Raw genomic sequence first — 22525 nt, 5'->3', positions numbered from 1 at the left:
ATGTCTCCGGGCCAATCTTGTCGTTCGGCCGGCGTGATGCCGGCGGTTTGCAGTTTCAGCGAATGGCGCCGCGACGCCGCAACTCGGCGCGCCGTTCGTCATCGTAGCCGTGCTCGGCGAGCACGTTGTCCGAATGCTCGCCTAGCGCCGGCGCGCCGACTGGATCCGGGGGCGGTGTGCGCTCGAACGCGATCGGGCGGCAGAAGCCGCGATAGCGGCCCGTCGACGGATGGTCGAAATCGGCAATGAGCTGCTCTGCGGCGACTTGTGGATCGTCGAACATGTCCTCGATTTCGCGCAATGCGGCGCAGGGCACCTCGTCGCCGAACATGGCTTCCCAGTCGCGCGCGGAGCGGGTCAACAGTGCGGCGCGCAGCAGCGGGACGAGTTCGTCGTGTGCGCGCGCACGCTTGCTCACCGTGTCGTAGCGCGGATCGTCGGCGAGCGCGGGCAACCCGACCTTCACGCACAACGCGCGCCAGAAATGCGGCGTGTTCGCGGACAGGTAAAGATAGCCGTCGCGGGTCGGATGCAGGCCCGTGACGCCACCCGATCGCATGTCGCGTCCGACCTCGCGTGCCTCGCCTTCGGCCCACACGAGTCGCGCCGACTGCATCGCGAGCGCAGCGCGCAGCAGCGAGATGCCCACGTATTGCCCGATCCCACTGCGGGTCCGCTCGTACAGCGCTGACGCGACGCCGGCGGCGACGAGGGAGGCCGCGTAGTAGTCGACGACCGAACCGTACACGATCGACGGCGGCGCGCCGGGTTCGCCTTGCAGCGCGCACATGCCGGTCATCGCCTGCAGCACCTGGTCGTAGCCGGCCTTGTCCTTCAGCGGGCCAGAGTCGCCGTAGCCGGTGACAGCGCAATAAACGAGGCGCGGGTTCTGTTCGCGAAGCCGTGCGTAATCGATGCCGAGCCGTGCCGGGACCGACGGCCGGAAATTGTGGACCAGCACGTCTGCGCCGCGCACGAGTTCGAGCAGCACCTCGCGCCCGGCCGGCTGCTTGAGATCGAGCACGATCCCGCGCTTGCCGCGATTGACACCGAGGAACGCGCGGCTTTGCGCGTCCAGCGTCGACGGATAGTTGCGCAGGTTGTCGCCGGCGGGCGGCTCGATCTTGATCACGTCGGCGCCCTGGTCGGCCAGCAACGTGCACCCGTACGGGCCGGCGATATAGGCGCTCAGGTCGAGCACGCGGATGCCGGCGAGCGGGCCTGCGCCGGAGTGGCCGCGACCGGCCGCGTGCGGTGTGGCGGGAACGTCGATGGAAGATCGGGTCATGGTGCGAGGCATGCGGGTGGCTGGGCGATGCCCTCTGGCGGGATCAGGCCGAATGCGATCGCCTCGGAGACGATCGTGCGGGCGCGGGCGATGAACGGTGCGTCGATCATCCGGCCGTCCACGACGTACGCGCCGCGGCCGTCGGCAACGGCCCGCCGCTCCGCGTCGAGCACGCGCAACGCAGCGCGGATTTCGTCGAGCGTCGGTCGGAACACGTCGTTCGCGATGTCGACCTGCGTTGGATGGATGCAACTCTTGCCGGCGAAGCCGAGCCGCCGTGCGAGCGAGGCTTCGCTGCGGAAGCCGTCGGCGTCGCCGATGTCGGCGAACGCGGCATCGTAGGCTGCGATGCCGGCCTCGCCCGCGGCGATGCGCACGGCGAGCATCACGGGCACGAGCGCTGCAGTTTCGCGGCGATCGATGCCGAGCGGTTCGAACAGATCGCCGAGGCCGAGCTGCAAGCCGATCACGCGTGGATCGGCCGCCGCGAGTTCGGATGCGAGCCGCAGCGCGCGCGGCGTTTCGATGTTGACGAGCAGCCTGATCGGCGTCGTGACGCCGTTGCGGCGCTCGGCCCGTTCAAGCGCGGCCGCAGCCGCGCGCACATCGTCCGGGTCGCGAGGCTTCGGCAGGTTGACGATCGCGACGCCGGGACGGGCGACGGCGTCGAGATCGGCGTCGAAGCCACGCGTGCCGAGCGCATTCACGCGCACCACGATCGTTTTCGTCGGTGGCAGCGGCTGGTCGAGCCGCGCACGCAGCGCAGCGCGCGCGGCATCCTTGCGGTCTTCGGCGACCGCGTCCTCGAGATCGAACGACACGGCATCGGCGGGACCATTCAACGCCTTGTCGAAAAGGTCGGGACGGGAGCCCGGAACGAACAGTTTGCTTTTCATGTGGCCAGTATAGAAATCCCGCTACACTGGATGAATACAGGTTTGATTCATTCAAACGATAGAAAAACTATCTTTATGGATATCGTGTTCCTCAAGAGCTTCGTGCTCGTCGCGGACACGGGCTCGATGGCGCAGGCCGCTCGCCGACTCGATCTCACGCCCGCCGCGGTTGCGTTGCAGATGCGGGTGCTGGAGCGGGAGCTGGGCGTGGCGCTGCTCGCACGCGCGGGCCGCGCAGTGCGCCCCACCCAGGCCGGCTATCGCGTGCTCGAGCGTGCGCGCGGGCTTATCCGCGAGTTCGACGACCTTAGATCGGTCGCGGCCGACGATGCGCAGCTGTCCGGGGAATTGCGCCTCGGCGCGATCAACACCGCATTGCACAGCATCCTGCCGGACGTGCTTGCCGAGTTCGCAACCCGGCATCCGCGGTTGAAGGTGCTGATCCAGTCCGGTACGTCGGCGGAGCTTTACGAGTCCGTGCGGCGAGGCGATCACGATGCGGCCGTCTGCCTGCATCCGAGTTTTGCGCTGCCGAAAAGCATGGTGTGGGAACTGCTGCGCATCGAGCCGCTCGTCGTGCTGGCACCGCAAGATCTCGCCGCACGCGACGCGCACGACCTGCTGCGCCACGAGCCGCTGATCCGCTACGACCGAAGTCTCGGCGGCGGCAAGCAGGCGGACCGATATCTGCGCGATCACGGGATCGATCCGCACGAGCGCTTCGAGATCAATTCGCTGCTGGCGATCGCGATGATGGTCGAGCGCGGGCTGGGCGTATCGCTGGTCCCGGACATCGCGTCGCCGCTCGCGGAGCGGCTGCGGATCGTCCGGCTGGCGCTGCCCAAGCCGACCGAGCCGCGGCGCTTCGGCATACTCTGGCGCCGGGGCTCGGCGCGCGAGAGCGCGATTCGCGAGTGGCTCGCGATCAGCCGCCGGATGGTGCAGCTTCGCTGAACCGCCGACGGCGCGAGGCGGTCGTTGCGGCACGAGCCGACGATTGCCTCGGCGCGCTGCCGTCATTGTTGACGGTACTGGAAAGGTCCAATCCAGAAGCGGCAATAGGTGCCGCGAATGTGACCGATTATTCTCCCGAGCGCTATACCGGCGGTCAGACGCGAATGCTGTCGGACTGCTTACAAAATCAATCGCTCAGGGAGGCCTTTCATGAAACGCATCGTCGTATCCGGTGGTGTCGGCGCGGTAATCGTCTTGACAGCGGCGTCGTCCGCATTTGCGCAAAGTTCCGTCACGTTGTATGGCCTCGTCGACACGGCGATCCGTTATCAGACGAACGCCGGCCCCGACGGCCGCGACCTGATCGGCATGACGGTCGGCCCCGAAACGCACAGCCGCTGGGGCTTGCGCGGCAGCGAGGATCTCGGCGGCGGCCTGTCGGCGATCTTTCGTCTGGAAAACGGCTTCGAGCTCGGCGACGGCAAGCTGCACGTCGCGAGCACGCTGTTCAGCCGGCAGGCATACGTCGGCCTGTCGAGCGACCGGTACGGTTCGCTGACCTTCGGCAGCCAGTACGCCCCGCTGTACGACACGATGGGCGACGTGTTCGACCCGATGACCGTCGGCGACTACTGGCAGGACAGCTGGGCGTACAACGGCATCGGCAATTACCTGACCGTGCCGAACGCCGTGAAGTACAAGTTCTCGTACGACGGCTTCAGCGTCGATGCGATCTACGGGTTCGGCAACCATGCGGGCGCGATGGGCCTCGACAGCACGTACGGTGTCGAACTGACCTATGCGCAAGGGCCCGCATCGATCAACGCCGGCTTCCAGCAAACCTCGGTGTCGTCCGTGAACGGCAGCGCGGTCAACGGCGCGAAGGTGAACTTCCTGCACGTGAGCGGCGCGTACCAGGTCACGCCGTCGGTGCGCCTGCTGGCCGGCTGGCTGCACGGTCAGGACAAGACGGGCACGACGGACTTCAACATGCAGCAGGCCGGCGCGCCGTCGCTGGGCGGCGGCAGCCCGAATCGCATCGACGATACGCTCTACGTCGGCGCGAACTGGCAGGCCACCGCGCCGCTGCTGATCACGGTGGCCGGCTATTACGGCCACGCGCGCAATGCGGAGCGGCTCGACGGCACGCTCGGCTCCGGGATCAACTACTCGGCGACCGTGCTGGCCGAATATGCGCTGTCGAAGCACACCGAGGTGTACGGCACGGTCGATTTCGCACGCGGCAACGGCGCGTTCGCGGCCGACTATCCGGGAGCCACCAACCGGCTCACCGGCAAGGTCGACCAGATCGGCAGGACCAACAACGTCGGGGCGGCGATCGGTCTGCGCCAGACGTTCTGACGCCGCCGCGCGCACCGCTTGCATACGAAAGCCGCGTGGCGGCCGGCGCAGCACCTTCGACGCTCCGAACACGGTCGCAGCGGTGGCCGGCAGCGGCTCGGCGATCGGTGCGCGGCGCGGAGAAGGCGGCGCGCGCGGCCTTCATCCGTCACGACGCGACGCGAATCACGACCTTGCCGAAATGCTGTCCCGACTGCAGGTGCGCATAGGCCTGCGGCGCTTCGTCGAAGTCGAACACGCGATCGACCACCGGCTTGATCCGCTTCGCGTCGACGAGCCGCACGACGTCGTCGAGCATCGCACGGCTGCCGACCATCAAGCCGTGCAGTCGCCGGATGCCGCCGATCAGCGACAGCAGCCCGAGTTCCGGGCCGCCGAAGCTGCTGAGGCCGCCGATGACCGAGACGATGCCGCCCAGTTTCGTCGCGGCGACCGAGCGCGCGAGCGTATCGCGTCCGCCGACTTCGACGACGAGATCCGCGCCCGCACCGCCGGTGAGCCGCAGCACTTCATGTTGCCATTCGGGTGTCGTGCGGTAGTTGATCGTTGCGTCCGCACCGAGTGCGCGAGCGCGTTCGAGCTTCGTATCGCTCGACGAGGTCACGATCGTGCGCAGTCCGGCCGCATGAGCGAGCTGCAGCGCGATGATCGATACGCCGCCCGTGCCCAGCAGCACGACGGTCGCGCCCGGCCCGAGCCCGCCGTCGACGAACAGCGCATTCCACGCGGTGATGCCCGCGCACGACAGCGTTGCGGCTTCGTCGTAGTCGAGATGCGCGGGAATCGCGACTAGTGCGGTTTCGTCGGATACGAAGCGTTCCGCGAGCACGCCGTCGAAATGCGAGCCGGGCGACGCCGACACTTTCCACGGCGTGGGCGGCCCGTCGATCCAGTGCGGGAAATACGTGTTGATCACGCGATCGCCCGGCTTGAACCGCGTGACGTCGCGACCGGTTTCGACGACTTCGCCCGCACCGTCGGCGACGGGTATCAGTGCGTCGGTGCCGATGCCGAGATAGTCGCCGCGCGCGAACATCAGGTCGCGATAGTTCAGTGCTGCCGAGTGGATCCTCACGACGACGTCGGTCGGCCCGACCGCGCGCGGGGTCACGTCGATGCGCCGGAGCCCGGCAATGCCGTCCCCGGGTTTGATTTGCCATGCGTGCATGGCTGCTCCTTTTTCGAGATAGACGGGACTATCATAGTGTCGCGCAACGGGACGCATTGGCGAGAATTCGGCCAACGATTGTCGCCGGAGCGGACACAAACCAGTCATCCCACGGGAGCGCAATTGCATGGACGAGCGGCTCAGAGGCATCGCCGAATTTGTCGACGTCGTGGAGGCGGGTAGCTTCGCGGCGGCCGCGCTGCGGCTCGGCATGACGCGCTCGGCGGTTGCGAAGATCGTCGCGCGGCTCGAACAACGCCTCGGCGCGCGGCTGTTGCGGCGCACGACGCGCCAGCTCGGCTTGACCGACGAAGGGCTCGTCTATTACGAGCAGTGTCGGCGCTTGCTGGCCGAACTCGGCGAGACGGAAGCCGCGCTCGACGCGAACCGACGCGAGCCGTCCGGGCGCGTGCGGGTCAGCGTGCCCGTGCTGTTCGGCCGCCAATGCGTGGCGCCCGTGGTGCGGCGCCTCGTCGAGCGTCATCCGCGGCTCGAAATCGACGTGTCGTTCAGCGATCGCGTCGCCGATCTCGTCAACGACGGTTTCGACATCGCGGTGCGTATCGGCCCGCTTGCCGACACGAATGCGCTGGTCGGCCGCAAGCTCGGCGTGCAGCGCATGGGCATCTGCGCATCGCCCGCCTATCTCGCCCGCCACGGCCGGCCGTCGGGGCCGGACGAACTCGCGTCGCACGACGGCATCGCTTATTCGCGCGGCGGGCAGCCGACGCCGTGGCGAATCATCGGCGCGGACGGCGCCGTGCACGACCATCGCCCGGCGGGCCGCCTGCGATTCGACGACCTGCAGGCGATCGCCGATGCGGCGGCAGCCGGCGCGGGGCTTGCGTGGCTGCCGTGCTGGCTGATGGCGCCATATGTGCGCGACGGCCGTCTCGCGCTCGTGATGGACAGCGACAGCGTTTCGGGTGCCGAAGTATTCGTAGTGCGGCCGGCGTCGCGCAATGTGCCGATGAAGGTGCGCGTCGTCATCGATGCGCTCATTGACGAGATTCCGCGCATGCTGGCGTCGGCCGATGCGGACGGCGAGCGCGTGCCGCGACGCACCGCCCGGGCTTCGTAGCCGCGCGCGCGATGGATCGGTCGACGCGAACGGAGGCGACCAGGCGGGTTCTCGCGCAGCGCACGCATCGTCGCGCGCGTCGTGAAACGGGCGCCGGCGTGCATATTCCCCGTTCCCGTTAGCATGTGACGAATCCGACTTTGGGCGCCGCGCGCGCGACGCTAAGATCGCCGATCCGTAGATCGAGCGTTCGACAAAATGAAAAACTCCGCGTCGCCGTTGCATGCTTTCCGTTTCCGTGTCGTCTGCGCCGCGGCTGCCGGCGCGCTGTCGCTCGCATCGTGCGGCGGCATCGACGGCGATCCGCCGCCGCAGGCCAATGCGACGCCCGCGGCCAAGCGCCCGAACATCCTGTACATCATGGCCGACGATCTCGGCTATTCCGACATCCATGCATTCGGCGGCGAGATCAACACGCCGAACCTCGACGCGCTCGTCGCATCGGGCCGCATCCTGTCGAATCACCACACGGGCACCGTATGCGCGATTACGCGCGCGATGCTGATTTCCGGCACCGATCATCACCTCGTCGGCGAAGGCACGATGGGCGTGCCGACCGACGAACGGCGCGGGCTGCCCGGTTACGAAGGCTACCTGAACGATCGCGCGCTTTCGTTCGCACAACTGTTGAAGGACGCCGGCTATCACACTTACATCGCGGGCAAGTGGCATATCGGCTCGGGGATCGTCGGCAGTGCGACGGGCAGCGGCCAGACGCCGGACCAGTGGGGCTTCGAGCGCAGCTACGTGCTGCTCGCCGGCGCGGCGACGAACCATTTTGCGCATGAGCCGGCCGGCTCGTCGAACTACACGGAAGACGGCCGCTACGTGCAGCCTGGCCAGCCGGGGCAGCCGGGCGGCGCGGGGGGCAGTCCGGCCGTGTTCTATTCGACCGACTTCTATACGCAGAAGCTGATCTCGTACATCGATTCGAACAAGCAGGACGGCAAGCCGTTCTTCGCGTATGCGGCGTACACGTCGCCGCACTGGCCGCTGCAGGTGCCGGACCCGTGGCTGCACAAATATGCGGGCGTGTACGACGCCGGCTACGACGCGATCCGCAACGCGCGGATCGCGCGACAGAAGGCGCTCGGCCTGATCCCCGCCGACTTCAAGCCGTTCGACGGCTTGCCGGAAACGACGTCGGCATCGCCGGCCACCGCGAACAACGGCACCGCGAACGCGAAGTACATCAGTGCCGTGCACTCGGCCGCCGACGGCTACAGCGACTACGGCACCGGCAAGGTCGACAAGTCGTGGGCGAGCCTGAGCGCGGCCGAGCGCCGCGCGCAGGCGCGCTACATGGAGATCTATGCGGGGATGGTCGAGAACCTCGACTACAACATCGGCCTCCTGATCCAGCACCTGAAGGACATCGGCGAATACGACAACACGTTCATCATGTTCCAGTCGGACAACGGCGCCGAAGGCTGGCCGATCGACTCCGGCGCGGACCCGACGGCGACCGACACCGCGAATGGGCAGGAGCCGATCTATTCGACGCTCGGCACCGACAACGGCAAGCAGAACGCGCAACGGCTGCAATACGGGCTGCGTTGGGCAGAAGTGAGCGCGACGCCGTTCCGGCTCACCAAAGGCTATTCGGCCGAAGGCGGCGTGTCGACACCGACGATCGTGCGCCTGCCGGGGCAGACGCGGCAGTTGCCGACGCTGCGTGCGTTCACGCACGTGACCGACAACACGGCGACGTTCCTCGCGGTCGCGGGCGTCACGCCGCCGTCGCAGCCGGCGCCGCCGCTCGTGAACACGTTGACGGGCGTCGACCAGAACAAGGGCAAGGTCGTCTACAACAACCGCTACGTGTATCCGGTGACGGGCCAGTCGCTGCTGCCGGTGCTCACCGGGGCGGCGACGGGCGAAGTGCATACGACGCCGTTCGGCGACGAAGCGTATGGCCGCGCGTACCTGCGCAGCGCCGACGGCCGCTGGAAGGCGTTGTGGACCGAGCCGCCGCTCGGCCCGCTCGATGGCCACTGGCAGCTGTACGACCTCGCGGCGGACCGCGGCGAGACGACCGACGTGTCCGCGCAGAATCCGTCGGTGATCGGCACGCTGGTCGACCAGTGGAAGACCTACATGAGCAACGTCGGCGGCGTGGAGCCGCTGCGTCCGCGCGGCTACTACTGAGGACGACACGATGCGGTTGCGCTTCTGGACGCTCGGCACGGCGCTCGCGGGCACGCTGTTCGTCGCCGCGTTCGCCGCCGGCTATGCGAGCCCGCCGGCGTCGCCCGGCAGCGCCTTCGACGATGCGAATCGCGGCCGCACGCTCGCGCCGCTCGGCTCGGAGCGGCAGTGCGCACGCTACTCGGGGCTGCCGGCGAAGTGGCGCGACGACCCGAAGGCCGGGATGGTGCACCTGAGCGGCGGCGCGTTCGTGTTCGGCAGCACGCGCGGCTATGAGGACGAGCGCCCGGCCGGCGACGGGAAGACGCGTGTCGGCGGTTTCTGGATCGACCAGACCGACGTGACGATTGCGCAGTTCGCCGCGTTCGTGCAGGCGACCGGCTACGTGACCGAGGCCGAACGGCAGGGCGGCGCGGCGGTGTTTCATGTGCCGACGCGCGAGGAGTTGAATGCGCGTGACCTCGCGTGGTGGACCTGGGTGAAAGGCGCGTCGTGGCGGCAGCCGCGCGGGCCGGGCAGCAGCGTCGACGGGCTCGGCAACCTGCCCGTCACGCTCGTCACGCAGCGCGATGCGCTTGCGTATGCGCGCTGGCTCGGGCGCGACCTGCCGACCGAAGCCGAATGGGAATACGCGGGCAAGGCCGGTCGCGACGATGCGTCGCTCGACGCGGCGCCGCGTGATGCGCAGGGCAAGCCGGCAGCCAACTACTGGCAGGGCGTGTTTCCGGTGCTCGACACGGCGGAGGACGGTCATGCGGGGCTGGCGCCCGTCGGCTGCTATGCGGCGAACGGCTTCCGCCTGTACGACATGATCGGCAACGCATGGGAATGGACGAAGGATGCATACACGGGCCCGCATCAGTCGCATACGAACGGCGACACGGCGGCCGTCGCGCCGCCGACGCGCCGGCACGACACGCCGATGGTGATCAAGGGCGGCTCGTTCCTGTGCTCGCGCGATTACTGCGTGCGCTACCGCGCATCGTCGCGCGAACAGCAGGAAGCCGATCTGGGTGCATCGCATATCGGGTTTCGCACGATCCTGCGGGATGCGTCATGAAACAGATGCTGCGTTTGATTGCCGCATGGCTGACCGTCGCCTGCGGCCTTGCCCACCCGGTCGTCGCCGCTGCCGCCGAATCGGCCGCGCCGGCGGTACGCGTCGGCGTGACGCGCGGCGTGCATGCGGAGATCCTCGACGAGGTGAAGCGCGTTGCGGCCAGGCGCGGGCTAGGCGTCGACGTCGTCGAATTCGCCGATGCGTCGCGCATCGATACCGCGCTCGCCGAAGGCAGGATCGATGTCGCGAGTTTCGAGGACGCGCAGTCCCTTGCCGCGACGCGCAAGGCGAAAGGTTATGCACTGACGGCGGTCGCGCCGACCGTCACGCTGCCGATGGCGCTGTACTCGCGCAAGCTGAGGAGTCTGAACGATCTGCAGCCCGGCGACACGGTGGCGATCCCGACCGATCCGCGCGGGCTGGCACGTGCGCTCGTGCTGCTGCAGAACGACACGCTGGTGACGCTGCGGGACAAGGCCGGCCTGCATGCGACGCTGCGCGACGTGACGGGCAACCGGCTCGCGCTGAAGTTCGTCGCAGTGCGCCGCGAGCGGTTGTACGAGGCGCTCGATTCGGCAGCATTCGTCGCGATCGACAGCGAGGATGCCGCGCGCGCGGGTTTGCAGCCGGCGCGCGACAGCATCAATCTCGAGGATGCACGCTCGCCGTACGCAAACGTGCTGACCGTGCGCGACGCCGACCGCACGAAGCCGTGGGTCGCGCAACTCGTCGCCGCATATCACTCGGACGACGTCGCGCATTTCATTCTGACGCGCTATCAGGACTCCGTGCGCCGGCCGTGGTAGACGGCTGCCGCCGCGCGTGCCTTACACTTGCCGCTCTTTCAACCGTCTCCGATGGAGTGCGCATGTACGCGTCGACCTTCATTTTCCGCGCCGGGCAATACGACGACGAGTTTCACCGGCTCGACAGCCGGATCGCCGAGATGGCGCGCGCGACGCCCGGCTACCTCGGCGAGGAGACGTGGGAGAACGCCGAGGCCGGGCTGATCCAGAACGTCTACTACTGGGAATCGGAGGCGGCGCTGCAGCAGTTGATGCGGCATCCCGCGCATCTGGAAGCGAAGGCGAAGCAGGCGCGCTGGCTGGACGGCTATCGCGTGGTGATCTCGCAGGTGCTGCGTGAGTACGGCGACGGCAAGCTCGCGCAGCCGCATACGGGACACGCGTGATGCGGCGTGGCCGGTTCGCGTCGCCGATCGCGCTCGTGGGCGATTCGCGCGCTGATGTCGCACCGTATCAAAGCGCTTCCACCAGCAGCCGATTGCTCTTCTCGCAATACTCGTGACAAGCGGTGCGCGCCGCGATCGACGCGCCATGCACGAACTTCGGCGCGTCCGCCCGCCGCGACATCGACACGACGATCGACGGCGGCGACGGCTGCAGCGGCAACTCGACGACCTCGCCGCTCTCGATCAGCGCATCGACGAACAGCACCGGAATCGCGGCGACACCGAACCCGTCCCTCACGAGCTGCACGATCACCGAGATCGACGGCGAGCCCGTGATGCGCGTCTCAGACAGCGGCACGCCATGCGCGTGCGCCAGCGTGCGCACGATGTCCTCGAGCGCACGGTGCGGCGCGGTGCCGCGCCCGTAGGTCAGGATCGGCTGGCGCAGCACCTGCCGCGCGAGGCCCGTGCGCGCGGTCGGCAACAGTCCCGCACGCGCGATCCAGCGCACCGGATAGTTCGCGAGCGCGTCGCAGACGACCGACGGCTCGTCGCTGCCTTCCACGCGAATGATCAGGTCGAGCTCGCCGGCCATCAGCCGGCGCTGTAGCACGACGCTCACGTCGACGGTCAGGTCGATCTCCAGCTGCGGATAGTCGGCGGCGAGGCGGCGCAGGTAATTCGGCAACCAGCTGTGCACGACCGTTTCGATCACGCCGAGCCGCAGCTTGCCGCGCAGCGCGCTTTCGCCGGCAGCGGCGGCCTGCAGCTCGTGGGTGGCCTCGACGACGGCCTTCGCATAGCCGAGCAGGTATTCGCCGTTTGGCGTGAGCCGGAACTCGCGGCTGTCGCGATCGACGAGCACGGTCTGCAATTCGTCCTCGAGCGCCTTCAGGCGCTGCGAGATCGCGGCCGGCGTCGCGTGCAGCGTGGCGGCCGTCGTGCGGAAGTTGCGCAGTTTCGCGAGCGTGACGAAGGTTTCGAGGAAACGCGTGTTCATGGCGGTCTGACGGACGAGGGACGCGCAGCTTGCCGGTGAAGAAAAGTGAACGGGATCGGGGGAAACCCCGAGATCCGTTAAGGAATTCTATACACGCGACGCAGAAAAACTCGTTGGCGACAAAATTTTTTCTTTTCTATTCTTCGCCGTATCCGCTGACGCAACCGTCATCCCGACGACATACCGATCCGCCAACGACCATCATGACGCCTTCCGAATTCCGCCAGTCCGTCCGCAGCGGCGCGTTCCGCAGCCCGACCGCCGGCCAGTGCGGGCCGTTCGCGCAAGCGAATCTCGCGATCCTGCCGAACGCGTATGCGCACGATTTCCTGCGCTTCTGCCAGGCGAATCCGAAAGCGTGCCCGCTGCTGGGCGTCGGCGAACCCGGTGCGTTCCGGCTCGACGTGCTCGGCGACGATCTCGACATCCGCACCGACGTACCGAGCTACAACGTGTATCGCGACGGCCGCCTGACGGAGCGGGTCGAATCGCTCGAGGCGCTGTGGCGCGACGATTTCGTCGTGTTCGCGATCGGCTGCTCGTTCTCGTTCGAGGACATGCTGGCGCGCGAAGGCATCGGGCTGCGCCACATCGAGGAAGGACGCAACGTGCCGATGTACCGCACGACGATTGCGAACCGCCGCGCGGGGATCTTCGGCGGCCAGCTGGTCGTGTCGATGCGGCCGCTGCGCGGTGCCGACGCGATTCGCGCGGTGCAGATCACGAGCCGGTTCCCGGGTGTGCACGGCGCGCCGATCCATATCGGCCATCCGCGCGCGCTCGGTATCGCCGATCTCGCCGCGCCCGATTTCGGCGACGCAGTGACCGTGCGCGACGACGAACTGCCGGTGTTCTGGGCGTGCGGCGTGACGCCGCAAACCGCGCTGATGGAAGCGAAGCTGCCGCTCGCGATCGCGCATACGCCCGGCTACATGCTGATGACCGATATCACGAACGCATCGCTGGCCGTGTTCTGATCCCGGCCGGCACCGGCCCGCACGATCGCCGGTGCGACCACGACACGGCGGCGCACCGCCGCGGACGATCCGCCCGACCGGAGGGCGGCGCGCATCCGCAGCCGGGCGACCACGACACGCACGACACGCACGGTTTCCGACCGCACACTTCGACAGGAGCTTCACCATGGAAAGCAAGATCCTCGCGGCGCCCGTCGCCGACCCTTCGGGCCCCGCGCGCAACGGCCTGTTCGGATGGTATGCGCACGCGCAGACTCGCGAACGCCGCGCGTTCTGGAGCTGCAAGGTCGGCTACATGCTCGACGGAATGGACACGCAGATGCTGTCGTTCGTGATCCCGACGCTCGTCGCGACCTGGGGCATCTCGCTCGCGGACGCCGGTTTCATCGGCACGATGACGCTGCTCGCATCGGCGCTCGGCGGCTGGATCGCCGGGATCCTGTCCGACCGGATCGGCCGCGTGCGCACGCTGCAGCTGACCGTGCTCTGGTTCGCGGTATTCACCGCGCTGTGCGGGCTCGCGCAGAACTACCATCAGCTGCTCGCGGCGCGCGCGCTGATGGGCTTCGGCTTCGGCGGCGAATGGACGGCAGGCGCGGTGCTGATCGGCGAGGTGATCCGCGCGCGCGATCGCGGCAAGGCGGTCGGCCTCGTGCAGTCGGGCTGGGCGATCGGCTGGGGGCTGTCGGCGTTGCTGTATGCGCTGCTGTTCTCGGTGCTGCCGGCCGAGCAGGCCTGGCGCGCGCTGTTCCTCGTCGGTCTCGCGCCCGCGCTGCTGGTGGTCGCGATCCGCCGCTACGTGAAGGAACCCGACGTCTACGAGAAGGAGAAGGCCACGCAGGCGAAGGTCGCGGACGCGCCGCGCCTCACCGAGATCTTCGCGCCGAAGCTGCTGTCGACGACGCTGCGCGCGGCACTGCTGACGACCGGCGCGCAGGGCGGCTACTATGCGATCACGACCTGGCTGCCGACGTTCCTGAAGACCGAGCGGCACCTGACCGTGATGGGCACCGGCGGCTATCTCGCGATGATCATCTTCGGCTCGTGGGTCGGCTACCTGACGAGCGCATACCTGACCGATCGCCTCGGCCGCAAACCGAACTTCATCCTGTTCGCGCTCGGCTCGATGGTGATCGCGTTCTCGTACACGTCGCTGAACCTCACCAATGCGTCGATGCTGTGGCTCGGCTTCCCGCTCGGCTTCTTCGCGTCGGGAATCTTCTCCGGGATGGGTGCGTTCCTCACCGAACTGTTCCCGACCCGCGTGCGCGGCTCCGGGCAAGGCTTCTGCTACAACGTCGGCCGCGCGATCGGTGCGCTGTTTCCGTTCCTGATCGGCGCGCTGTCGAAGCAGTACGGGCTCGGCATGAGCATCGGCATCTTCGCGGTCGCCGCGTACGGCGTGGTGATCGTCGCCGCGCTGACGCTGCCCGAAACGCGCGGCCGCGAACTCGACGCCGCCTGAGCGGGCTCGCGCCCGCCGCCTTTTCACCACTCCCGTTTCATCGAAGCCCTCACGCGGCGCGCGACGCGCGCCGTGCGGCGGCGCTCGTCCCTCGCTTCAACGACGCATCGAGTTCATCGCCATGACTGACCGACACACTTTCCCCGTTTCCTCCGACACCGCGCGCTGGCAATTCTGGATCGACCGCGGCGGCACCTTCACCGACATCGTCGCGCGCCGGCCCGACGGCTCGCTCGTCACGCACAAGCTGCTGTCGGAGAATCCCGAGCAGTATCGCGATGCGGCCGTGGCCGGCATCCGCCACTTGCTCGGTCTCGCCGACGGCGAGCCGATCACGCCCGAACGCGTCGACATGGTGAAGATGGGCACGACGGTCGCGACCAACGCGCTGCTCGAACGCAAGGGCGAACGCACCGCGCTCGCGACGACGCGCGGCTTTCGCGACGTGCTGCGCATCGCGTACCAGAACCGCCCGCGCCTGTTCGATCTCGACATCGTGCTGCCTGATGCGCTGTACGAGACGGTCGTCGAAATCGACGAGCGGATCGGCGCGCACGGCGACGTCGTCGTGCCGCTCGACCTGCAAGGTGCGCAGGCAGCGTTGCGCCGCGTGTTCGACTCGGGCGTGCGGGCGCTGGCCATCGTGCTGATCCACGGCTATCGCTACACGGCGCACGAACGCGCGCTGGCGGACCTCGCGCGCCGGATCGGCTTCACGCAGGTGTCGGTGTCGCACGAGGTGTCGCCGCTGATGAAGATGGTGTCGCGCGGCGATACGACCGTGGTGGACGCGTATCTTTCTCCGATCCTGCGCCGCTACGTCGAGCAGGTCGCGCACGAGATGCCCGGCGTGAACCTGCAGTTCATGCAGAGCAGCGGCGGCCTGACGCGCGCCGATGCATTCCAGGGCAAGGACGCGATCCTGTCCGGGCCGGCCGGCGGCATCGTCGGCATGGTGCGCGCCGCGCGCGCGGCCGGCTTCGACCGCGTGATCGGTTTCGACATGGGCGGCACGTCCACCGACGTGTCGCACTACAACGGCGAATTCGAGCGCGTGTTCGAGACGCAGGTGGCCGGCGTGCGGATGCGCGCGCCGATGATGAGCATTCACACGGTGGCGGCCGGCGGCGGCTCGGTGCTCGGTTTCGACGGCGCGCGGCTGCGCGTCGGGCCCGAATCGGCCGGCGCGAATCCGGGGCCGGCCGCCTATCGGCGCGGCGGCCCGCTGACGGTGACCGATTGCAACGTGATGCTCGGCAAGATCCAGCCCGATCATTTTCCGCGCGTGTTCGGCCCGCGCGCGGACGAACCGCTCGACCGCGACGGCGTGGCCGCGAAGTTCGCCGCGCTCGCCGACGCAATCCACGCGGCAACCGGGCGGCGCGACACGCCGGAGGCGCTGGCCGAAGGCTTCCTGGAAATCGCGATCGGCAGCATGGCGAACGCGATCAAGAAGATCTCGGTGCAGCGCGGCCACGACGTGTCGCGCTACGTGCTGACGACGTTCGGCGGCGCGGGCGGCCAGCACGCGTGCGGCGTGGCCGACGCGCTGGGAATGACGCAGGTGTTCGCGCATCCGCTCGCCGGCGTGCTGTCCGCGTACGGGATGGGTCTTGCCGACCAGACCGCGATGCGCGAGCGCGCGATCGAGGCCGTGCTGTCCGATGAAACGTTGCCGGCGCTGAATGCCGCGCTCGACCGGCTGGCCGACGACGCGGTCGGCGCGCTGCTCGAACAGGGCGTGCCGCCGGAACGCATCGCAACCGAGCGGCGCGTGCACCTGCGCTACCAGGGCACCGATTCCGCGCTCGACGTGCCGGCCGGCAGCGTCGCCGCGATGCAGCACGCGTTCGAAGCCGCATACCGGCAGCGTTACGCATTCCTGATGCCCGGCACGCCGCTTGTCGTCGAACTGGCGTCGGTCGAGGCGATCGGCCGCTCCGATGCGCCGGTCGAGATCGCGCCGCTCGCGCCGCGCGACGCGGGCGCTGCACCGCGTGCGCACAGCGCCGTGCGCTTCTATTCCGGCGGCCAATGGCATGACGCGGCGCTGTACGTGCGCGACACGCTGCTCGCCGGCGACGCGATCGACGGCCCCGCGATCGTCGCCGAGAAGAACGGCACGACGGTTGTCGAGCCCGGCTGGCGCGCGCGAATGACCGCACAGGGCAACCTCGTGCTGACGCGCACGACGCCGCTGCCGACACGCCGCTCGCTCGGCACCGACGCCGACCCGGTGCGGCTCGAGATCTTCAACAACCTGTTCATGTCCATCGCCGAGCAGATGGGGCTGCGGCTGCAGAACACCGCGTATTCGGTGAACATCAAGGAGCGGCTCGACTTCTCGTGCGCGATCTTCGACGGCGACGGCAATCTGATCGCGAACGCGCCGCACATGCCCGTGCACCTCGGCTCGATGGGCGAGAGCATCCGCACGGTGATCGAGCGCAACCGCGGCCGCATGCGCGACGGCGACGTGTTCATGCTGAACGACCCGTATCACGGCGGCACGCACCTGCCGGACGTGACCGTCATCACGCCGGTGTTCGCGGACGGTTCGGACACCCCGCTGTTCTACGTCGGCTCGCGCGGCCACCACGCGGACATCGGCGGCACGACGCCGGGCTCGATGCCGCCCGATTCGACGCACATCGACGAGGAGGGCGTGTTGATCGACAACTGGCAGCTGGTGTCGGCGGGCGTGCTGCGCGATGCCGACACGCGCGCGCTGCTCGCATCGGGCCGCTATCCGGCGCGCAACGTCGAGCAGAACATGGCCGATCTGCGCGCGCAGATCGCGGCGAACCAGAAGGGCGTCGACGAGCTTCGGCGGATGGTCGGGCAGTTCGGCCGCGATGTCGTGCTCGCGTTCATGCAACACGTGCAGGACAACGCGGAAGAGGCGGTGCGGCGCGTGATCGGCGCGCTGCAGGACGGTGCATACCGCTATCCGCTCGACAACGGCGCGCAGATTCACGTCGCGATTCGCGTCGACCGCGCGGCGCGCCGCGCGGAGATCGACTTCACCGGCACGTCCGCGCAGCTCGACAACAACTTCAACGCGCCGAAGGCCGTCTGCATGGCCGCCGTGTTGTATGTGTTCCGTACGCTGGTCGGCGACGACATCCCGCTGAACGCCGGCTGCCTGAAGCCGCTGACGGTGATCGTGCCCGCGCGTTCGATGCTGAACCCCGAGTATCCGGCGGCGGTCGTGTCGGGCAACGTCGAGACGTCGTCGGCGATCACCAACGCGCTGTACGGCGCGCTGGGCTGTGTGGCATCGAGCCAGGGAACGATGAATAACTTCACATTCGGCAACGATCGCTACCAGTACTACGAGACCATCGCGGGCGGCAGCGGCGCGGGCGACGGCTTCGCCGGCGTCGGCGCGGTGCAGACGCACATGACGAACTCGCGGCTGACCGACCCGGAAGTGCTCGAATGGCGCTATCCGGTGCGGCTCGACTCGCATCGGCTGCGGGCGGGCTCCGGCGGCGGCGGTCGCTGGCGCGGCGGCGACGGCGCGGTGCGGCGGATCCGCTTCCTCGAGCCGATGACCGCGTCGATCCTGTCGAACAACCGGATCCATGCGCCGTTCGGCGCGGCGGGCGGCGAGGCCGCCGCGCTCGGCTGCAACACGATCGAGCGGGCGGACGGCACGGTCGAGACGCTCGGGCACGTCGGTCGCGCGCAGATGGCGCCGGGCGACGTGTTCGTCGTCGAAACGCCGGGCGGCGGCGGTTACGGCGCGGCGAGCTGAGCCGCACGACGCCACGCGATGCAACGCGCGGAACCGATGCGGCGGCGGGTGCGCCGGACGTTTTTCGCGCGTTGCGGCGGGTGCGGCGGGACAATTGCACCGGTTCCATCACGTGCCGCCGCCAGCCCGCGCGGCGCGGCGATATATTCGCTTGTGCTGAGTTGGGCCGGCATTCCACTGGATATGGGAATAAAGACGAATATTCCCGCATGAACGGAAATGGAAATTCTCCATTTCACGTGTCGCCCGATACGATCCGACCCTCCAATGAACCGGCGCGGGCGCATTGTCGCGATGCGATTGCAATCCCGCGAAACGCCCGCCTGGCAATGCACAGCGGCAATTTCGCCGATTCGGTTGCGGGTGGCCGCGCGCGCCCGCGCGCGGCCTGCCGATCACGAAAAATCCGCCGTGCCAATCGAACGCCGATTCCTTGACACCCCGTTCAAAATGTGAGTGCCAATCTTCTTCGTCATTTGATAAGATGGCTTGCATCATTCGCTTGGAAACCTGCGCGCGACATGCGCGAACGCCGGTTCGCATTGGTTGGAAACAAGTACGGAACGAGGGCCGTTGGCAGGGTCATCGCGTCCGCCCCGCCGGGTACGCGCACAGCGCGTCCGGGCATCGGTGGCGGCCGGCTCGCCTCCGTCTACACTGTGCGTTTTTTTTGGATCGGGGCGTGTCCATGGATGACGAAAACGATAGCGCCGTGCTCGAAGCGCATCTCGGTACGCGTAGCCCATGCTGGCGTCTCGGCAGCGACAGCAATGCACTCGAACTGGCCGCCGTTCGCGGCCTGACCAATGTCGCGGTGGCACTGACCGGCGAGCAGGCCGCGCGCATCCGCGCGCTCACCGGTGTCACGTCGCACCTCGTGCTCGACCTCGCGCTGTTCGGCGATTCCGTGAGCCTCCATCTGGTCGGCCGGAAGGTCGATACCGCCAATTGGGCCGGCACGGCCTCCGCCTATTCCGATACCGCATCCGTCGCGAGCGACCTCGCGCACGGGCTCGCGTTCGCCGAGCAGGTCGTGTCCGAAGTGAATTCGCTCGTCGTGATCCTCGACCGCAACGGCATGGTGCAGCGCTTCAACCGTCTGTGCGAGGAAGTGACGGGCAAGCGCGAGGTCGACGTGATCGGCCGCAGCGCGTTCGAGCTGTTCATGAGCCCCGAGCAGGGCGCGCAGTCGCGCAGCAACATCACCGGCTTTTTCCAGAACAACCGTTCGTTCGCGGTCGAGCGCTACATCAACACGGTCAACGGCCCGCGCTTGTTCCAGTTCCGCAACAAGTTCGTGCAGAGCGGCAGCGGCGTCGACGAGCAGTTCCTGATCTGCTCGGGCATCGACGTCACCGAGGAGCGCAACGCGCAGCAGCGGCTCACCGAGCTCGCGAACACCGACGTGTTGACCGGCCTGCCGAACCGTCACGCCATCAGCGAGCGCATCCGTATCGCGCTGGCGGCGGACCGCACCGACGCGCGCGGCCAGGTCGGCATCCTGTTCCTCGATCTCGACAACTTCAAGCGCGTCAACGATCACTACGGTCACATCACCGGCGACCGCCTGCTGCAGGACGTGTCCTCGGTCATCGGCGGCTGCCTGCCGTCCGGCGCGACGCTCGCGCGGCTCGGCGGCGACGAATTCCTGGTGCTGTTCGAGCACGGCACGCGGCCGCTGCTCGAGGCGACCGCGCAGATCATCCTCGAGCGGCTGCGCACGCCGATCCATCTCGGGTTGGTGGAGGTCTACACGAGCTGTTCGATCGGCATCGCGATGTATCCGCAACATGGCGATTCGCTCGAGACGCTGATCCGCAGCGCCGACACCGCGATGTACGTCGCGAAGGAAGAGGGCAAGCACACGTACCGCGTGTTCTCGCTGGAGATGAACCAGAAGGTCGCGAAGTACATGTGGCTCGACACGAACCTGCGCAAGGCGCTCGAGGAAGAACAGTTCGTGCTGCACTATCAGCCGGTAGTCGATATCGCGACGGGCGACGTGCATGGCGTCGAGGCGCTGATCCGCTGGCAGTCGCCGGATCGCGGGATCGTCGCGCCGATCGAGTTCATTCGTTTCGCGGAGGAGTCGGGATTGATCGCGCCGCTCGGCCGCTGGGTGATGCGCACCGCCGCCGCGCAGGCCGCCGCATGGAAGGCGAAGGGGCTCGGCGTGCGGATCGCGGTGAACGTGTCGGCGCGGCAGTTGCAGGACATGAACATCGTCGACCAGTTCGCGGCGATCCTCGACGGCGCGGGGCTGAAGCCGAGCCTCGTCGACATCGAGCTCACCGAAAGCAGCTTCATCGAGGACGAGGAAGCGGCGCACGAGCTGATGAAGCAATTCCGCCAGCTCGGCGCCGAGATTCACCTCGACGATTTCGGCACCGGCTATTCGTCGCTGTCGCAACTGTCGCGGCTGCCGCTCGATTCGATCAAGCTCGATCGCACCTTCATCACGGGCATCGACCGCAACCCGCGCTCGCAGGCGCTGGTGCGCTCGGTCGTGTCGCTCGCCAAAGCGCTGAATTTCTCGGTGGTCGCCGAAGGTGTCGAGACGCACGCGGAAGCGGAATTCCTGAAGCAGATCAACGTCGATCACGCACAGGGTTTCTACTTCGCGCGGCCGATGCCGGCCCAGGCGTTCGAGGCCTGGCTCGCGGAAACGAGAAAGCTCAGGCTGATCGCCTGAGTCCGGCCGCATGACGTGGCGCCGCCGGTTTCGCGGCGGCGCCCCACTCACGTCACACCGTGCGCAGCTTCGACACGCGCCGGTTCTGCAGCATCACGAGGCGTTCCATATACGCGAGATCCTTCGGCTCGATCGTGAACGCCGCATGCACCCACTGCTCGGTGATGTCCATCAGCTCGGAACGCGTGAGATTGAACACGCGCTCGCGTGCGCGCAGCATCGCGCGGATGCCGTTCAGCTTCGGCTTCATCACGTCGATGAAGGTGCGCGTCGCGAGATAGGCGTCGCCCGCGTCGAACGTCTGGTCGACCAACCCGCGATCCTCGTACCACTCGGCCGCATGCGCCTCGCCGGACGAGATCAGCGATTCGGCGAGCCCCCGGTCCGCCTTGCGCGCGACCAGCGAATAGCCGCCCATGCCCGGAAACAGGTTGAACGCGATCTCGGGAAAGCCGAGCTTCACGCCCTTCTGCGCGAGCATGTAGTGGTGCGCGAGGGCGGCCTCGAAGCCGCCGCCCAGCGCGCTGCCTTCAACCATCGCGATCGAGATCGCGCCGGTGCCGAAGCCCGTGTAGATTTCGTAGACGCCATCGATGCACGAGCGCGCGTAGGCCATCAGCTGGTCGCGGCGGCCGCTGCGGATCGCGTCGACGAAGAAGCTCAGGTCGCCGCCGACGTTGAACAGCTCGGGGACGAGCGAGCCCGTCACCCAGAAGTCGAACGGCAGGCCCGAGTCGCGTGCGACGCGCGCGAGATGGATGATGTCGGTGACGAGTTGCTGATTGAAGCATGGTCGCGGTTCCGATCGCAGCATCATCCACATGACGTTGCGGCCTTCTTCGTAGAACGCGGTCAGTTGCGTGAGCTCGCCTGCTTCGTAAAACGGACGGCACGCCGGATGGGATTGGAGTTGCATGGTATGTCCTCGTGAGATGTGGTTTTCAAGAACCGCCGCGGCCGGCGTCGTGGAAACCTTCCCCCGGACGGCGCCGGCCGCGAGGCATCGCCATTGTTGCCCGCGCATATCAGCCGAAATGCGCGGAACAACGCATGAACGGGACACGAGTGGGCATTGCGTTCGGCACGGGCCGTGCGAGCCTTGCGAATAAAGCGGGCGAAGCGGTCGATGTGATCGCGTGGCGCGAGGATGGCGACGACGAGCACCGGCCGGCGCGCGCGGGCGGCGAGGTTGGTGTGACGATGCGGTGATCGTTCGTTCGTTCGTGCGTGCGTGCGTGCGTGCGGCCCGCGGGCCGCTACGGGCATGCGGCTAAGGCGCGACTTGCCAATCGTTTGCGTGTCGAAAGCGGCGTCGCGCCGTCGGTCGCGTCTGATGGAATGTGCGGACCGGTGCGGCGGCCGCACCGCGCCTTGACGCTCGCGCGCACGTCACCCACACTGGATTTGAACGACGGGGCGCGGCGTGCGCGAATGCGTGTCCGTTGTGTCCCGACATGAACACGAACGCGCGGAGAGCTTCGA

General features: G+C 67.8%; 18 protein-coding genes. 12 read left to right on the top strand and 6 right to left on the bottom strand.

The features are described 5' to 3' along the window. Window positions 1–55: 55 nt before the first annotated feature. A complete protein-coding gene (locus HW466_RS18750; RefSeq protein ID WP_151004071.1) occupies window positions 56–1288 on the bottom strand; it encodes a CaiB/BaiF CoA transferase family protein in 1233 nt (410 codons plus the stop codon). Beyond that, complete coding sequence (locus HW466_RS18745; protein ID WP_060273652.1) at window positions 1285–2184, bottom strand: HpcH/HpaI aldolase/citrate lyase family protein; 900 nt, start codon at window positions 2182–2184, stop codon at window positions 1285–1287. The genes HW466_RS18750 and HW466_RS18745 overlap by 4 nt, the downstream gene beginning before the upstream one ends. 75 nt (window positions 2185–2259) lie before the next feature. On the opposite strand from HW466_RS18745, the gene HW466_RS18740 reads away from it, so the two are divergent. Beyond that, entirely contained in the window at window positions 2260–3138 is an 879-nt protein-coding gene (locus tag HW466_RS18740) for a LysR substrate-binding domain-containing protein (RefSeq protein ID WP_059848174.1), read from the top strand. Between the two features lie 210 nt (window positions 3139–3348). Continuing rightward, complete coding sequence (locus HW466_RS18735) at window positions 3349–4500, top strand: porin (RefSeq protein ID WP_151004073.1); 1152 nt, start codon at window positions 3349–3351, stop codon at window positions 4498–4500. Window positions 4501–4648: 148 nt separating this feature from the next. On the opposite strand, the gene HW466_RS18730 is transcribed toward HW466_RS18735, so the two are convergent. Beyond that, window positions 4649–5668 carry a zinc-dependent alcohol dehydrogenase family protein gene (locus HW466_RS18730; RefSeq protein ID WP_151004075.1) on the bottom strand — a complete coding sequence of 340 codons (1020 nt, stop codon included), beginning with the start codon at window positions 5666–5668 and terminating at the stop codon, window positions 4649–4651. A 127-nt stretch (window positions 5669–5795) separates the two neighbouring features. On the opposite strand from HW466_RS18730, the gene HW466_RS18725 reads away from it, so the two are divergent. From HW466_RS18725 to HW466_RS18705, 5 genes are all read left to right on the top strand, one after another. Then, window positions 5796–6749, top strand: coding sequence for a LysR family transcriptional regulator (locus tag HW466_RS18725; RefSeq protein WP_151004076.1), 954 nt, complete (start codon window positions 5796–5798; stop codon window positions 6747–6749). A 198-nt stretch (window positions 6750–6947) separates the two neighbouring features. Further along, window positions 6948–8897, top strand: a complete 1950-nt coding sequence (locus HW466_RS18720) for an arylsulfatase (protein WP_059542942.1) — start codon at window positions 6948–6950, stop codon at window positions 8895–8897. A gap of 10 nt (window positions 8898–8907) precedes the next feature. Beyond that, the gene (locus HW466_RS18715; RefSeq protein ID WP_151004078.1) at window positions 8908–9957 is read left to right on the top strand and encodes a formylglycine-generating enzyme family protein; all 1050 of its coding nucleotides are present in this window, start codon (window positions 8908–8910) and stop codon (window positions 9955–9957) included. After that, the gene (locus HW466_RS18710; protein ID WP_151004080.1) at window positions 9954–10763 is read left to right on the top strand and encodes a MetQ/NlpA family lipoprotein; all 810 of its coding nucleotides are present in this window, start codon (window positions 9954–9956) and stop codon (window positions 10761–10763) included. The genes HW466_RS18715 and HW466_RS18710 overlap by 4 nt, the downstream gene beginning before the upstream one ends. A 62-nt stretch (window positions 10764–10825) precedes the next feature. Continuing rightward, on the top strand, window positions 10826–11149 hold the full coding sequence (locus tag HW466_RS18705) for an antibiotic biosynthesis monooxygenase family protein (protein WP_059503929.1): 324 nt from the start codon (window positions 10826–10828) through the stop codon (window positions 11147–11149). 67 nt (window positions 11150–11216) lie between these two features. Here the strand turns inward: HW466_RS18705 and HW466_RS18700 are convergent, their stop codons facing one another. Then, window positions 11217–12149, bottom strand: coding sequence for a LysR family transcriptional regulator (locus tag HW466_RS18700; RefSeq protein WP_059945284.1), 933 nt, complete (start codon window positions 12147–12149; stop codon window positions 11217–11219). A gap of 203 nt (window positions 12150–12352) precedes the next feature. Here HW466_RS18700 and HW466_RS18695 point away from each other — a divergent pair, with 203 nt between their 5' ends. From HW466_RS18695 to HW466_RS18685, 3 genes are all read left to right on the top strand, one after another. Further along, entirely contained in the window at window positions 12353–13126 is a 774-nt protein-coding gene (locus HW466_RS18695; RefSeq protein WP_059503925.1) for a putative hydro-lyase, read from the top strand. 166 nt (window positions 13127–13292) lie between these two features. Then, window positions 13293–14591 carry an MFS transporter gene (locus HW466_RS18690; RefSeq protein WP_151004082.1) on the top strand — a complete coding sequence of 433 codons (1299 nt, stop codon included), beginning with the start codon at window positions 13293–13295 and terminating at the stop codon, window positions 14589–14591. A 121-nt stretch (window positions 14592–14712) separates the two neighbouring features. Further along, window positions 14713–18351 (top strand): hydantoinase B/oxoprolinase family protein, encoded by a 3639-nt coding sequence (locus HW466_RS18685; protein WP_174905503.1) that lies wholly within the window; start codon window positions 14713–14715, stop codon window positions 18349–18351. A 108-nt stretch (window positions 18352–18459) separates the two neighbouring features. Here the strand turns inward: HW466_RS18685 and HW466_RS18680 are convergent, their stop codons facing one another. Continuing rightward, entirely contained in the window at window positions 18460–18849 is a 390-nt protein-coding gene (locus HW466_RS18680) for a hypothetical protein (RefSeq protein ID WP_151005958.1), read from the bottom strand. A 190-nt stretch (window positions 18850–19039) separates the two neighbouring features. On the opposite strand from HW466_RS18680, the gene pdeR reads away from it, so the two are divergent. Next, window positions 19040–21043: a cyclic di-GMP phosphodiesterase gene (gene pdeR / locus HW466_RS18675; RefSeq protein WP_060347850.1), complete on the top strand. Its 2004-nt coding sequence runs from the start codon at window positions 19040–19042 to the stop codon at window positions 21041–21043. A gap of 52 nt (window positions 21044–21095) precedes the next feature. On the opposite strand, the gene HW466_RS18670 is transcribed toward pdeR, so the two are convergent. Further along, window positions 21096–21959, bottom strand: coding sequence for a crotonase/enoyl-CoA hydratase family protein (locus HW466_RS18670; protein ID WP_059449169.1), 864 nt, complete (start codon window positions 21957–21959; stop codon window positions 21096–21098). A gap of 134 nt (window positions 21960–22093) precedes the next feature. Between HW466_RS18670 and HW466_RS18665 the strand changes: the two genes are divergently transcribed. Further along, the gene (locus tag HW466_RS18665) at window positions 22094–22252 is read left to right on the top strand and encodes a hypothetical protein (RefSeq protein WP_155646854.1); all 159 of its coding nucleotides are present in this window, start codon (window positions 22094–22096) and stop codon (window positions 22250–22252) included. Window positions 22253–22525: the final 273 nt, after the last annotated feature.

The organism is Burkholderia territorii, assembly GCF_902833055.1.
In the GTDB taxonomy this organism is placed as follows: Bacteria; Pseudomonadota; Gammaproteobacteria; order Burkholderiales; family Burkholderiaceae; genus Burkholderia; species Burkholderia territorii.
Note: the sequence above shows the minus strand (reverse complement) of the source record. Positions and strands in the feature narration are given on the sequence as shown.